The 14,832-nt window shown below is 61.2% G+C and carries 10 protein-coding genes; 3 read left to right on the top strand and 7 right to left on the bottom strand.

Features of this window, described 5'->3' with window-relative positions:
- Positions 1-178 precede the first annotated feature (178 nt).
- Together EA797_RS05395 and EA797_RS05390 are read left to right on the top strand one after the other, a co-directional pair.
- Positions 179-1,270, top strand: a complete 1,092-nt coding sequence (locus EA797_RS05395; RefSeq protein WP_122164113.1) for a WD40/YVTN/BNR-like repeat-containing protein — start codon at positions 179-181, stop codon at positions 1,268-1,270.
- A 12-nt stretch (positions 1,271-1,282) separates the two neighbouring features.
- Entirely contained in the window at positions 1,283-3,637 is a 2,355-nt protein-coding gene (locus tag EA797_RS05390) for an efflux RND transporter permease subunit (RefSeq protein ID WP_122164112.1), read from the top strand.
- Positions 3,638-3,847: 210 nt separating this feature from the next.
- Here the strand turns inward: EA797_RS05390 and cobA are convergent, their stop codons facing one another.
- From cobA to nirB, 4 genes are all read right to left on the bottom strand, one after another.
- Positions 3,848-4,585, bottom strand: a complete 738-nt coding sequence (gene cobA / locus EA797_RS05385) for a uroporphyrinogen-III C-methyltransferase (RefSeq protein WP_122164701.1) — start codon at positions 4,583-4,585, stop codon at positions 3,848-3,850.
- 68 nt (positions 4,586-4,653) lie between these two features.
- Entirely contained in the window at positions 4,654-7,350 is a 2,697-nt protein-coding gene (locus tag EA797_RS05380; protein WP_122164700.1) for a nitrate reductase, read from the bottom strand.
- A gap of 47 nt (positions 7,351-7,397) precedes the next feature.
- Positions 7,398-7,724: a nitrite reductase small subunit NirD gene (gene nirD, locus EA797_RS05375; protein ID WP_122164111.1), complete on the bottom strand. Its 327-nt coding sequence runs from the start codon at positions 7,722-7,724 to the stop codon at positions 7,398-7,400.
- Positions 7,725-7,788: 64 nt separating this feature from the next.
- Positions 7,789-10,239: a nitrite reductase large subunit NirB gene (nirB, locus tag EA797_RS05370; RefSeq protein ID WP_122164110.1), complete on the bottom strand. Its 2,451-nt coding sequence runs from the start codon at positions 10,237-10,239 to the stop codon at positions 7,789-7,791.
- A gap of 485 nt (positions 10,240-10,724) precedes the next feature.
- Here nirB and EA797_RS05365 point away from each other — a divergent pair, with 485 nt between their 5' ends.
- A complete protein-coding gene (locus tag EA797_RS05365) occupies positions 10,725-11,045 on the top strand; it encodes a class I SAM-dependent methyltransferase (RefSeq protein WP_122164109.1) in 321 nt (106 codons plus the stop codon).
- 14 nt (positions 11,046-11,059) lie between these two features.
- Here the strand turns inward: EA797_RS05365 and EA797_RS05360 are convergent, their stop codons facing one another.
- The 3 genes from EA797_RS05360 to EA797_RS05350 all read right to left on the bottom strand — a co-directional run bounded on the left by EA797_RS05360 (position 11,060) and on the right by EA797_RS05350 (position 14,814).
- Positions 11,060-12,733, bottom strand: a complete 1,674-nt coding sequence (locus EA797_RS05360) for a bifunctional protein-serine/threonine kinase/phosphatase (RefSeq protein ID WP_122164108.1) — start codon at positions 12,731-12,733, stop codon at positions 11,060-11,062.
- A gap of 88 nt (positions 12,734-12,821) precedes the next feature.
- Positions 12,822-14,033, bottom strand: a complete 1,212-nt coding sequence (locus EA797_RS05355; RefSeq protein WP_122164107.1) for a nitrate/nitrite transporter — start codon at positions 14,031-14,033, stop codon at positions 12,822-12,824.
- A 337-nt stretch (positions 14,034-14,370) separates the two neighbouring features.
- Positions 14,371-14,814, bottom strand: a complete 444-nt coding sequence (locus EA797_RS05350; protein ID WP_122164106.1) for a thioesterase family protein — start codon at positions 14,812-14,814, stop codon at positions 14,371-14,373.
- Positions 14,815-14,832: the final 18 nt, after the last annotated feature.

Raw genomic sequence — 14,832 nt, 5'->3', positions numbered from 1 at the left:
ATGTCACGATAGGGTTCGAATACCCGTGCCATAAGGCGTACCTATCAAGCAACATCAATCAACCATGTTTAACAAAACATAACGTCCAGGCAATTGCCGCCACTTTCGAAAGCCCTATAGCATGGCCTCGCCTGTCTCCATACGCAGGCCCTACCTAATAAGAATAAAGGGGGTATGTATGAGTGAGCCCGTCATGTGGCGCACACCGGTTGGCCGCGCGGAAAAAATGTCCCGTACGCCGATTTTCAGCAGTCAATCGCCGCTGGCAAGAACGCTCTCGCTCTGCAGTGTTCTATCCATTTTTCTTTTCGCAGCCGCTCCAGCTCAGGCCCAAAGCGCTAACGAGCCAGGCGTGCGCCATTCACTCGAATCGCAAAAAGCCGCATCCACCTTGCTCCTCGACATTGCCTACGCAGGCAAGCGTCTGGTTGCCGTTGGCGATCGCGGCCACATCCTTTATTCCGACGATGGCGGCGGCAGCTGGACTCAGGCCAAGGTGCCGACCCGGCAGTTGCTTACGGCGGTGACCTTCGCCGATGACCAGCACGGCTGGGCTGTCGGGCACGACGCGTTGATTCTGGCCACTAGCGACGGTGGTCAAACCTGGACGCAGCAGTACGAGAATCGTGACGGTGAAGTACCGCTGCTCGATGTCTGGTTCGAAGATGCCCAACATGGCTTTGCCACAGGTGCTTACGGCGTGCTGCTGGAAACCACCGACGGCCAGAACTGGGAAGATGTCGCTGACCGTCTCGACAATGAAGATGGCACCCACCTGAATGCCATCACCGAGATCGAAGGTTCCGGCCTGTTCATCGTCGGCGAAATGGGCGGCATATTCCGCTCCGCTGACATGGGCGAGAACTGGGAACGCGTCGAGTCACCCTATCAGGGCTCGTTTTTTGGCGTTGTAGGCGGGGACAAGCCAGGTGTTGTCGTCGCTTTTGGCTTGCGCGGCCATCTGTTCCGCTCCGATGACTTTGGCGACAGCTGGCAGGCGATCGAATTGCTTGACGATGGAGATGCCGTCGAAGCGGGGCTGGCCGACGGCAATCGACTCCCCGATGGGCGCATCGTTGTGGTGGGTCATGGAGGCACGGTGCTCAGCAGCACGGATGACGGGCAGTCGTTCAAGCTGTTCAGCCGTCCCGACCGGCGTTCCCTTTCAGGCGTGGTAGGTAGCGCCGATGGCAATCTGGTGCTGGTGGGGCAAAGCGGCGTCAGGGTCGTTTCGCCAGACGGCGCCAACATGCCCGTACAACAACAATAAGCCGGAGCCAACATGACAAAGCATCAGCAGAAGCCGGCATCCTTTCTGGAGCGCCTGATTTTCAACAATCGACCGGCAGTGATCGTCATCTGCCTGTTGATCAGCGTCTTTCTCTTCTACCAGGCTGCTCAGGTTCGTCCCTCGACCAGCTTTGAAAAGATGATCCCGCTCGGGCATCCCTACATTCAGAACATGCTCCAGCACCGCGATGACCTAGCGAACCTGGGCAACACGGTGCGTATCTCCGTTGCGGCGAAAGACGGCGATATCTTTTCCAAGGAATACATGGAGACGCTGCGTCAGATCCATGACGAGGTCTTCTACATTCAGGGTGTCGATCGCTCCAACATGAAGTCACTGTGGAGTCCGAGTGTTCGCTGGACCGAGGTGACGGAGCAGGGCTTTGCCGGCGGCGAAGTGATTCCGCAGACATACGACGGCTCTCCGGAAAGCCTTGATGACCTGCGCAGCAACATCCTCAAGTCAGGCCAGATTGGCCGTCTGGTGGCCAACGACTTCAAGTCCAGCATCATCGACGTCCCGCTCATGGAGTCCTATTCAGATCCTGAGGACCGTGGCAGGCAGATTACTCTCGACTACCAGAAGTTCTCCCACGAACTGGAAGAGAAAATCCGCGAAAAGTATGAGGCGCAGAACCCGAACGTGGACATCCACATCATCGGGTTTGCCAAGAAAGTGGGTGATCTGATCGATGGCCTGGTCGGCGTCGCGCTGTTCTTCTTCGTGGCGATCGGCATCACTCTGGCTCTGTTGCTGTGGTTTACCCGCTGCATCAAGAGCACTGTCGCCGTCGTCGTTACAACGCTGATTGCAGTGGCCTGGCAGCTAGGGTTGCTGCATACCCTGGGCTTTGGTCTTGATCCCTACTCGATGCTGGTGCCATTTCTGGTCTTCGCCATCGGCATCTCCCATGGCGTGCAGAAGATCAACGGCATCGCCATGGCGTCGGGACACACAGACGACCCGCTGGCTGCGGCACGCATGGCGTTCCGTCAGTTGTTCATCCCCGGGATGGTGGCGTTGGCGTCCGATGCCGTAGGTTTCGTGACCCTGCTGCTGATCGATATCGGCGTGATCCGGGAGCTGGCCATTGGCGCCTCGCTCGGGGTTGCAGTGATCATCCTGACCAACCTGATTCTGTTGCCGGTGGCCATTTCCTACATGGGCATCAGCCAGCGCGCGGTCAAGCAGGCGCGCGAGGAAGCTTCGCGCGATCATCCGTTCTGGCGAGCACTTTCCAACTTCGCCAGCCCGACCGTGGCGCCGATTTCCATCGTCATTGCCTTGCTCGCTGTGGGCGGCGGCCTGTGGTACGGCCAGAACCTGAAGATCGGTGACCTCGACCAGGGCGCGCCGGAGCTGCATCCGGACTCGCGTTACAACCTCGATAATGACTTCGTCATTCGCAACTATTCGACCAGTTCTGACGTACTGGTGGTGATGGTCAAGACGGCCCCGGAAGGCTGCGCCCACTACGACACGCTCGCCGCCATGGACGAGCTGATGTGGAAGATGGAAAACACTGCTGGCGTGCAGTCGGCTGTGTCGATGGTCACCGTGGCACGGCAAAGCATCAAGGGGATGAACGAGGGCAGCCTGAAATGGGAAACGCTGTCGCGTAACCAGTTCGTGCTCAACAGCTCCATCGCCCGCGCCGAGGGCATGTACAACGGCGACTGCTCGCTGGCGCCTGTGCTGGTGTTCCTCAACGACCACAAGGCCGAAACGCTGGAACACGTCGTGGCGGCGGCCCGTGAGTTCGCCGAGGAGAACAACCGTGAAGGGCTGGAGTTCGTCCTCGCTGCCGGTAACGCCGGTATCGAAGCGGCCACCAACGAAGTGATTGCGGCGTCGGAAACCACCATGCTGATCGCTGTTTATGCAGCGGTCAGCTTCATGTGTCTGCTGACTTTCCGCTCACTCACCGCGACCCTGTGCATCGTGCTTCCGCTGGTCTTGACCTCGATACTCGGCAACGCCTTGATGGCTTTCATGGGTATTGGGGTGAAAGTGGCGACGTTGCCAGTGATCGCGCTGGGAGTGGGGATCGGTGTTGACTACGGCATCTATATCTACAGCCGACTCGAGTCTTACCTGCGCCAAGGCTTGACGCTGCAGGAGGCTTACTACCAGACCCTGAAATCCACCGGTAAGGCGGTGATCTTCACCGGCATCTGCCTGGCGATTGGTGTCTTCACCTGGGTGTTCTCGGCAATCAAGTTCCAGGCCGATATGGGCTTGATGCTGACCTTCATGTTCCTCTGGAACATGGTTGGGGCGATCTGGCTGCTGCCTGCGCTGGCGCGCTTCTTGATCAAACCGGAGAAGCTGCGGCAGACGGCGTGACACAACCCACGCACTTAACTCAAAACCCCGCAAAGCGGGGTTTTGAGTTTTTGCGCTAAATACGCGGGTCTGCCATCTCATCGCTCTACACCGTGGGCTTTCTGGTGGGTTGAAGCCCGCCGCTGCCCCGGTAGTACTGTTCGGTAATATGAATTTCTACGCACTGAACGTCAGCACCGGCCCTCGGAACTACGTATCAGCTCCTACCTATCAAGCAATCTGGCTCAGCACCTGCGAACCGGCTTTCGCGGCCACTTCGCCGATCACTAGAATTGCCGGGCTTTTGAGTTGGAACCGAGCGGCGTCGGTGCACATGGCGCCAAGATCGGAGCGGCATTCGCGCTGTTGGGGGAGGGACGCGTTTTCGATCATCGCCACTGGGGTGTTGACCGGTAGGCCGCCCTCCATGAGCCCGGCCTGCACCTGCTGCAAGCTGCTTACACCCATGTAGACGACCAGGGTAGTGCCGGTTTTCGCCAATGCATGCCACTCAGGGCTGCTACCATCCAGAGTATGTGCCGTGACCAGCGTGACGCCCCGTGCCACGCCGCGTTGGGTGAGTGAGATACCGCATTGGGTTGCGCCGGCAAGGCCTGCGGTGATGCCGTTGACCAGCTCTACCTCGATGCCGCGCTCCGCCAGCCATTCAGCTTCCTCGCCCCCGCGGCCGAAGATGCAGGGGTCGCCACCTTTGAGGCGCACCACGCATTTGCCCTGACGTGCATAACGCAGCATCAGCCGATGGATGAATGCCTGAGGGGTAGAGCGGCAGCCGCCGCGCTTGCCCACCGCAATTACCTGTGCATTCGGGCAGTGTTCGAGCACGGCGGGATTGACCAGATCGTCGATCAGCACGACCTGTGCCTCGCCCATGGCGCGCACGGCCTTGAGTGTCAGCAGCTCCGGGTCACCAGGACCTGCACCTACCAGCCAGACTTTTGCGCTCATGTTGCCACCTCTCGTGTTGCTGTAATCAATAGGCAACGCCTTGTGCATTGCCTGCTCACTTGACGGCGTCAGGCCACTGCCGGTTGTTTCACCAGCAATCGCTTGATCTCCGGTACGCAGGAGCCGCAGCTGGTGCCGCAGCCCAATTCCCGCTTCAAGCCATTGAGATCAAGGCCGCGGTCGATGCCTGCGCAGATTGCGTCCTGGCTGACGTTCATGCAGTTGCAGAGAGTCTTGGCTGCACGGACACCTCCACCTGGCGGTGTGCTCAGCGGTGCCAGCAGCCAGCGGCGCAGCGCCTGATCTGCCGTGCCGTCGTGCCAGAGCTGTTTCAGCCAGTCGCGCGCGGCGGTTTCGCCGGACAGGCAAAGGGCAATGATGCGGCCTTCTTCGATGCGTACACGCTTGCCGACACCGCGCCGCGGATCTTCGTAAGCCACCACCGGACCTGTATCCAGCCCAAGCAACAGCTCGATTTGTGCCAGTTGCGTCGCATCCGGAGCCTCGTTACAGGCGGCACGGATGACCAGCGCCGATCGATCTCGCCCGGTCAGGCTGAAGCTCGCATAGGCGAAGCCCTCGAATAATGGCCGCAGTGTCTCGAAGCGCTTCTGCACTTGGCCTTCGACCATGGCGAAGAATTGCCAGGGCAGCTCTACCTTTTCCACCTCGATACCGGCGTGCTTGAGCTCCGGCTGTTTGGATACCGGATCGAAATCGGGCAGGGTTAGCACATTCACGCCCATGCCCTTGAGGAACCGATCACCCCAATGCATCGGCATGAATGCCTGGCCGTGCCGAAGGCTGTCGTCCTTTTGCACTGGTAAAAGCAGCTCGCCGCGGCGACTGCGCAGCTTCACCAGCTGGCCGTCGAGCAGACGGCGACGGCGCATGTCGTCGGCGTTCATGCTGAGCAGCGCTTGCTCGACGTGACCGAACAGCCGCGCTGCCGTACCGGTGCGGCTCATCCCGTGCCAGTGGTCGCGCAGGCGGCCGGTGTTAAGCGTGAGCGGAAAGCGCGCCTCGCGCCTTTCCTTCGGCGCCTGGTACTGCTCGGCAAGGAAACGTGCGCGCCCGTTTTCTGTGGGGAATACCCGATCACCATAGAGGCGCACGGTGCCCTGGGTGCTGCCGGCCGGGAAGGGCCACTGCTGCGGTCCGAGCCGGTCGATCAGCGCATGGCTGAGGCCGGACAGATCGAGGTCGCGGCCGTGGGTCAGCAGCTTGTATTCCTCGAATATTGCGGACGGCGTATCGAATGCGAACAGGCTGGCCTGGCCGGGGCGCATCAGCATTTCCAGCCGCCGGGCGAAGTCGCAGGTGATCGACCAATCGGCCCGTGCTTCGCCCGGGGCGGCGACGGCAGGGCGCACATGGCTGACACGGCGCTCAGAGTTTGTCACGGTGCCTTCCTTTTCCCCCCAGCTGGCAGCGGGCAGAAGGAGGTCGGCGTAGTGGCAGGTTTCGGTGGTAAAGAAAGCTTCCTGCACCACTACGAATGGGCAGGCCGCTAGCGCCTCGTGGATCTTTTGCTGATCAGGCATGGACTGAGCAGGGTTGGTGCAGGCGATCCACAATGCTTTGACCTTACCGCTGCGCACCGCTTCGAACAGCTCGATGGCGGACAAACCTGACGCTTCCGGCAGTGCCTGCACACCCCAGTAGTCCGCCACTTCGGCGCGATGCGCCGCGTTGCCCGCCTCGCGATGACCAGGCAGCAGATTGGACAGGCTGCCGGTTTCGCGCCCGCCCATGGCGTTGGGCTGACCCGTCAGTGAGAAGGGGCCGGCGCCGGGCTTGCCAATCTGACCGGTGGCCAGGTGCAGGTTGATCAGCGCGCTGTTCTTGGCGCTACCGGCGGTGGACTGGTTGATGCCCATGCACCAGAGAGAGAGGAAACTGGTCGACGTACCAATGAGGCGGGCCGTGGTCTGCAATTCATCGATGTCTATGCCGCAGAGGTCCGCCACCATGGCCGGATTGTAGTCGCGCACCATCCGCTTGAGCTCGTCGAAGCCATCGGTGTGGGCCTCGATGAAATCGCGGTCGATCCAGCCTTCCCACAGCAGGATGTGCAGTATCCCGTGGAACAGCGCAACGTCGGTCCCCGGCAGGATCGCCAGGTGCAGATCCGCCAGGTCGCAGGTGTCGGTACGCCGCGGATCGACGACGATAACCTTCATCTCTGGGCGCTTGGCCTTGGCCTCTTCCAGGCGGCGGAATAGCACCGGATGGGCATAGGCCATGTTGCTGCCAACGATCAGCAGGCAGTCGCTCTGCTCGATGTCCTCGTAGCTGCAGGGCGGGGCATCGGCGCCGAGGCTGCGCTTGTAGCCGACCACGGCGGACGACATGCACAGCCGCGAGTTGGAATCGATGTTGTTGGTGCCGACCAGCGCGCGGGCGAGCTTGTTGAAGGCGTAGTAATCCTCAGTCAGCAACTGGCCGGAGATGTAGAAGGCGACGCTGTCCGGACCGTGCTCGGCGATGGTCTTGGCAAATACGTTGGCGGCGTGGTCCAGCGCAGTGTCCCAATCCGAGCGCGCACGAACCAGGCCCTTGCCCAGCCGCAATTCGGGGTATAGCGCGCGGGCGTCCAGGTCACCGGTCAGGTGCAGGGTCGCGCCCTTGCTGCACAGCTTGCCGAAATTCGCGGGATGATTCGGGTCGCCGGCGACATTGAGGATGCGCTCGCCGTCGTGCTCGATCAGCACCCCGCACCCCACGCCGCAATAGCAGCAGGTCGAAGCGGTTGTCCGGCGCATGGCATCGTCTCCTGGCAATACGTTCATCTGGCTGGCTCTCCGTGCGCTCAGGCGCACTCGGTGGCGTCGATCAGCGAAAGCAACACGCGGCCATTCTCGATCCGCGCTTCGTGCCGATGTGCGCAGCCAACATCCGGCGCCACGGCTTCGCCGCTGTCGAGGTTGATCTGCCAGTTGTGCAGCGGGCAGGCGACCTGCTTGCCGAAGACGATGCCCTGAGAAAGCGGGCCGCCTTTGTGCGGACAGCGGTCGTCCAGCGCGAACACCTGATCGTCCGCAGTGCGAAAGACCGCGATGTCTCCTTTCGGGCCGGCGACGATACGTGCACCGAGTGGGTTGATCTCATCCAGGGAGCAGATATCGAACCATTTCATGGCTTTTTCCTCGTAATTCGGTTGATCGAGCAGCAGTTCCGTTGGGGCGAATTCACCCTACAGGTCACGCAGGCTCGATCTGGGCCAGCTGGATGGTTTCGTATTCTTTCTTCCGTGACTGCTCGGCAATGACTCGCTTCCAGCCGTCACCCTCAAAGCTCAGGGAGAACATCAGGCGCTGGGCCAGCGCCTTGCGCCGGGCTTCGTCTTCCAGAACGATTTTCTTGATGTAGTCCAGGCCGACGCGCTGCATGTAGTGCACGGTGCGTTCGAGGTAGAAGGCTTCTTCGCGATAGAGCTGGAGAAAGGCGAAGCTGTATTCGGCGACTTCCTCGGCTGTTTTGACCTTGACGAAAAACTCGCCGGCTTCGGTCTTGATGCCGCCGTTGCCACCCACGTAAAGCTCCCACCCGGAATCGACACCGATGATGCCGACGTCCTTGATGCCGGATTCTGCGCAGTTGCGTGGGCAGGCGGAGACGGCCAGCTTGACCTTGTGCGGCGAGTACATGCCGAACAGGGCCTTTTCCAGATCGATGCCCAGGCCGGTCGAGTTCTGAGTGCCAAAACGACAGAACTCCTTGCCGACGCAGGTCTTCACCGTGCGTATGGATTTTCCGTAGGCGTGGCCGTCGGGCATGTCCAGGTCCTTCCAGACGTTTGGCAGGTCGTCTTTCTTGATGCCCAGCAGGTCGATGCGCTGACCGCCGGTGACTTTCACCATCGGCACCTTGTACTTGTCGGCAACGTCAGCGATGCGGCGCAGTTCGGCGGCATTGGTGACCCCGCCGAACATTCTCGGGACCACAGAGTAGGTTCCGTCCTTCTGGATATTGGCGTGGGCGCGCTCGTTGATGAATCGCGACTGCGGGTCGTCCTTGGCTTCGCCGGGCCATGAGGAAATCAGGTAGTAGTTCAAGGCCGGACGGCAGGTGGCGCAGCCGTTGGGTGTGCGCCAATTCAGGTAGCTCATCACCGCCGGTATGCTGATCAGGTGCTCGTCGACGATAGCCTTGCGTACCTGGCCGTGGTTGAGATCGCTACAGCCGCAGATGGCTTTTTCGCTCTTCGGCTTGACGTCTGCGGCCCCGCCGACGGTGCTCATCAGAATCTGCTCCACCAGCCCGGCGCACGAGCCGCAGGAGCTGGCGGCCTTGGTGTGCTTTTTCACATCGTCGACCGAGAACAGCCCATGCTCCTGGATCGCCTTGACGATGGTGCCTTTGCACACGCCATTGCAGCCGCAGACTTCCATGGTGTCGGGCATGGCCATGGCCTTGTTCTGGCCCTGGTGACCGGTATCGCCGATGGCCCCCTCTCCAAACATGAGCTGGTCGCGAATTTCACTGACGTTGTGGCCCTCGCGCACCTGGCGGAAGTACCAGCCACCGTCGGCGGTATCGCCATACAGGCAGGCGCCGACGAGGATGTTGTCCTTGATCACCAGCTTCTTGTACACGCCTCCGATAGGGTCAGACAGGGTGATGGTTTCGGTGCCTTCACCGCCCATGAAGTCGCCGGCGGAGAACAGGTCGATGCCCGTGACCTTGAGCTTGGTCGAAGTCACCGAACCCAGGTAGCGGGAGAAGCCCAGCATTGCCAGGTGGTTGGCGCAGACCTTCGCCTGCTCGAACAGCGGAGCCACCAGGCCATAGGCGGTGCCGCGATGGTTGGCACATTCTCCGACCGCATAGATGCGCGGATCGTAGGTCTGCAGGGTATCGTTGACCAGGATGCCGCGTTTGCAAGGAATGCCGGATTTCTCTGCCAGCTCACTGTTGGGGCGGATGCCGGCGGCCATCACCACCAGATCGGCGTCAATCACCTCGCCATCAGCAAAGCGCACCGCGCGCACTCGACCCTGGTCGTTGCCGATCAGCTCGGTGGTCTGCCTCTGCATCTTGAACTGGAGCCCGCGAGCTTCCAGGGCCTGTTGCAGCAGGGTGCCGGCAGTCTTGTCGAGCTGGCGCTCCATCGGCCACTCGCCGATATGGACTACCGTGACCGCCATGCCGCGCAGCTTGAGGCCGTTAGCCGCCTCTAGCCCGAGCAACCCACCGCCGATGACCACGGCGTGCTTGTGAGTCATGGCGGTGTCCATCATTTTCTGGGTATCGGCGATGTCGCGATAGCCGATCACGCCGTCGAGCTGGTTGCCCGGGACCGGCAGGATGAAAGGATTCGAGCCCGTAGCGATCAGCAGTCGGTCGTACTCGGCCTCGCTGCCGTCTTCGGCGATCACGCGGCGGCTGGCGCGGTCGATTTTGACCACCTTGCGGTTGAGCATCAGACGAATGTTGTTCTCGGCGTACCAGTCGAGGTCGTTGAGCACGATTTCCTCGAAGGTCTGCTCACCGGCCAGCACGGGGGAGAGCAGGATGCGGTTGTAGTTCGGATGGGGTTCGGCGCCGAATACGGTGATGTCGTAAAGCTCGGGGGCGAGCTTGATTAGCTCTTCGAGGGTGCGAACCCCGGCCATGCCGTTGCCAATCATCACCAGCTTGAGTTTCTTCATGCCGTTCTCCGTGCCGTGCCGGGCCGCTTGATGCGGCCGCGCCATGCCTCTTGAAAGATCCAACAACGAAAAAGGCGTCCCACTGGTTTCCCAGTGAGGACGCCTTTGTCCTTGTCTCCCGTATTCGGAGCCCGGCCCTCCACGTTGAAGGCCCGGCTAGATGTAAGCCTGACAATGCAGAGCCTGTGCCAACCGGGCAAAGCCTTTATTTTCAATTGGTTAGTGACATGGATAGATTCGAGGTCGCTGTATCCCTGCACCCATATGAAGCGTGCCGCGCAGCGCTGGTGCAGTCGGCGGGCATGAACGCCGGAATTTGGCGTTGACAGGCCGCGTTCCGCTTTTCTATTGTTTCGCCCATGCGCCGATTTAGTCAGCTACTTGCGGGGCGCCTGGAGCTACGGCTTCGAAATACCGCTAAAGCGCTGGTTCGGTGTCGCCTCCCACCGCTGCCCAGCGGAATTCATGAGGCGGGACTTCTCCCAATGAATGCACTGCAACGCGCCCCTTTACGTTTGGCCCCTATCACAAGTGGGCTGGCCCGCAGCAATCCGAAAATCCTCCTTGGCGGAAGCCATCGACCTTCGCTGTTACGTTATCTCGACGGGTGGCCTAAACGCTGGGGCAAGCCGCGCGCCTTCCAGGTTCAATTCACCGGTGCGGATGAGTCGCTGGGGCACTTTGCTTCTAACAGTTTCGACCTGGCCGTAATTCAGGCGCCGAGTGCGGTGCGTCTCGAGGACTGTGTGCGGCAACTGGTCCGCGTTGCGCGGCAGGGTCTGATTGTCCGTCGCACGTCGACCTGAGCGTATCCGATCGCTCAACTGCCCTTTGCCAACCACACCAGCAGCACAAGATTGAGCAGCAGTGATAGCAGCGCAAGGCCGCGCCAGACTTTCAATGGCTCACGTTCAAGGAGTGGCAGGGTTGCCGTGTTGCTGGCCAGGTGCTCACCCTTTTCCAGCGTCAGCAGCCATTCCTCCGCAGTTTCGAAACGCTGCGACGGGTCGGCAGATACGGCACGCCTGAGCATGTCATCCAGCCACTGGGGCAGGTCGGGTCGGTAGCGACTGGCCGGTACAGGCAACCCGAAACGGGGGCGCTGAAAGGCCTCGACTTCGCCAAAGGGGAAATGGCCGGTCAGCAGGAAGTATAAGGTGACACCTGCCGCATAGAGGTCCTGCTCTCGGCTTGGCGCTTCGCCGCCGAAGGCTTCCGGGGCGATATAGCTTGGCGTACCCGGAAGGTGATGCGGTAAGTCCCGGGACAGGCCCGGGCAGTAGGCGAGGCCGAAATCCAGCAGGCGCAACTCGCCATCATCGCTCAGATGCAGATTTTCCGGCTTGATGTCGCGGTGCAGGATATTGCGCCGGTGCAGCATGCCCAGTGCCCGGATCAGCCGTGGAGCCAATTGCAGCCAGTCGGTCAGCGCCATCGGCCCCTGCTCGTTGAATTGCTGGGCAAGGGTCTGGCCAATGTACTCTCGCTGCACGTAATACAGATGCTGGCGTTGGGGCAGTCCATGGACTTCGGGAAAGGCACGGCCTGCAACGCGGCGCAGAAACCACTCCTCCTGCAACAGGGCAGGGCCGGCTTCGGGTTCGTCGTTGCGACTGGCCGGCAGGGTTTTCAGCAGCCAGGGCTGGCCCTGATGATCGTGCACCCGGTAGATCAACGACTGACGTGACTCGGCCAGCAGCGATTCGACGGTCCAGCTTTCGAACACCTGACCGGGGCGCAATCTCGGCGGCATTGGCCAGTCCGCCAGTTGCGCGAGCGAATCGGCCAGTTCCGCGTCCGGCAGCTCGTCGACCCGCAGCAACAGCGCGCTGGCGTTGTCCTGGCTGCCCGTCTGATGCGCAAGATTGACCAGCGCGCTGGCTGCGTTAGCCAGATCAGGTTCGGCCCTCAGTACATTCTGGATATCGCCTTCGGTGATGCTTGCCCACACGCCATCACTGAGCAGCAAAAAGGATTCGCCGAAACGCAGTTCGCCGTCCAGGTAATCCACTACCAGATGCTGGTCCAGACCCATGGCACGCTTGAGCACGTGCTGCATGTTCGGTTGCTCCCACACATGGTCTTCGCTGAGCCGTTGCAGCTCGCCGTCAAGCCAGCGATAGGCGCGGCAGTCGCCGACATGGGCGAGGGTGAAGCGACGGCCGCGCAGCACCAGTGCGGTCAACGTGGTCAGTAGCGGCTGCCCGCCACCGTTGGCCTGCAGCCAGCGATTATGGGCAACCAGGAGCCGATCGAGGGACTGTGCGACGGTCCAGGTTTCGGGGGTGGCGTAGTAATCGGTCGCCAGTGCCTGCAACGTCGCGCGTGCCGCTAGGCCGCCATCGGCGCATTGGCTGACGCCGTCGGCGATGGCAAACAGCGCACCCTTGCTTGCGGCGAGGCCCGGCGTTGGTGTGACGATCCGAAGCGCGTCCTGATTTTCCACACGCGGCCCGGTTGCAGTGGCTTCGCCAAACGACAGCTGCAAAGGCATGAAGGCAACACTCCGGATGGCGCGAGAGGGTGATTGAATGGCAAAGGCAGGCCCGATGGCCTGCCCTCTGGCGGTAGCGTATTCGAACTCAGACGCGCGCGGCGGTCATCGCAGCGGAACCCCAGGTGGTTCTCCAGCGGCGCTTGACGCCATAGAGGCCGAACCAGGCCAGCGCCCCCAGGCTGGCAAACAGCCAGAGGCCTATCTGGTAGTCGCCGGTAGCCTGTTTAACGGCGCCCAGGCCAGCCGTCAGCAGGAAGCCACCGATGCCGCCGGCCATCCCCACCAGCCCAGTCATCACGCCAATCTCCTTGTTGAAGCGCTGCGGCACCAGCTGGAAGACCGCGCCGTTACCTGCGCCGAGGCTGAGCATGGCGACGACGAACAGCGCCAGCGCCGCCGTCGAGCTTGGCAGGTTGAAGCCAACCACGAACAGGCAGATAGCTGCGACGGTGTACATCACCAGCAGCGAGCGAATACCACCAATGCGATCCGCCAGGGCACCGCCCAGTGGGCGCAGCAGACTGCCGGCAAATACGCAGGCGGCGGTGTAATACCCGGCCTTGACCGGATCGAACGCGTATTGGTCGTGGAAGTAACCCGGCAGCGTGCTGGCCAGGCCAAGGAAACCGCCGAAGGTCACGCTGTAAAAAAACATGAACCACCAGCTGTCGCGATCGCCCAGGGCTTTCATGTAGTCAGCAAATGACTTAGGGGCAGGGCGGTTGGGTGCATTCTTGGCGAACGTGGTGAAAATGATCAGTGTCAGCACCAGTGGGATCAGCGCCAGGCCGAACACATTGCTCCAACCAAAGGTCGAGGCCAGCACAGGTGCGAACAGTGCCGCGAGCACCGTGCCGGAGTTGCCTGCACCGGCAATGCCCATGGCTTTGCCCTGATGCTGCGGCGGATACCACTGTGAGGCCAGCGGAAGTGCGACGGCGAAGGAGGCGCCCGCCATACCTAGGAACAGGCCGAGCAGCAGTGCTTGTTCGTAGTTGTGAATGCCATGCAGCCAGGCGATGAATAATGCAGCAATCACCACGACTTGGCCGAACAGCCCGGCGGTCTTTGGCGAGGTGCGATCGGCGAGCATTCCCAACACCAGGCGCAGCACTGCGCCGGACAGAATGGGCGTGGCGACCATGAAGGCACGCTGTTGCGTGGTCAGCCCCAGGTCGGCGGCGATCTGGACACCCATGGGGCCCAGCACGTACCAGACCATGAAACTCAAATCGAAATAGAGAAAGGCGGAGAACAGCGTCGGCGTGTGGCCGGATTTCCAGAAACTCGTATTCATCGAACACCTCACTAGACAGGTTATGCCGGCGCGCCTGACGGGCGTCGGGGAATGCCGCGCCGCCAGGTGGCAGCCTCTAATCCGTGCGGGCGATGCCCGCGCCCCTGTTCGTTGGGGCCAACGAAAAAGGCGCCGCGCGCCACCGTTAGTCTCAACGGGGCAACGCGACGCCTTTGTCATGTCTGTGAGTAACCGCCTTTGGCTACCTGTCCTGCATTAAGCAGAACCTGTGCCAAGAGCAAAGCACTGTCAATCTCGCGGCCTCTGAGGCAATCGTTACACCTCTATCGACCTTGCGACGCTCGGCGCTGGTGCGCACTGCTTCGAAACGGGGCGCTCAGTCGATGCGATTAACCTTCGGAAACTTCGCTTCGAACTCAGCGGGCATCGGGACCACACGGGTCTCCAGATAGTTGTAGAAAACGAAGCCGGATTTGGCCATGGCAATCAGGGTGTCGTCAGCGGGTCGGGTAATGCGGAACGTGATGTCGCCGCCGTACTTGTTGAAGTCCATCACACCAACTTCGAACTGCAACACGTCCCGTGCATGGGCTTCGGCTTTGTAGGTTGTGGCCAGGTCAGTGACGATAATTCCACCACCGTCCTTGCTGGTCTCGGCAATGCCGTAGGCGAACAGAAAGCGCGCACGGGCTTCAGAGATCATCGAGATCATCGAGTCGTTCGCCAGGTGATTACCTGCGTTGATGTCCGTGATGCGTACGGTCAGCTGAGTGGTGAAGCAGAACTGATCTTCGGGAAACTGCAGGGTCAGGCGGGCCATGGTGCTCTCGTAAGCTGG

This window comes from Stutzerimonas zhaodongensis (assembly GCF_003696365.1).
GTDB lineage: Bacteria > Pseudomonadota > Gammaproteobacteria > Pseudomonadales > Pseudomonadaceae > Stutzerimonas > Stutzerimonas zhaodongensis.
This window is presented reverse-complemented; position numbering and strand designations above follow the sequence as displayed.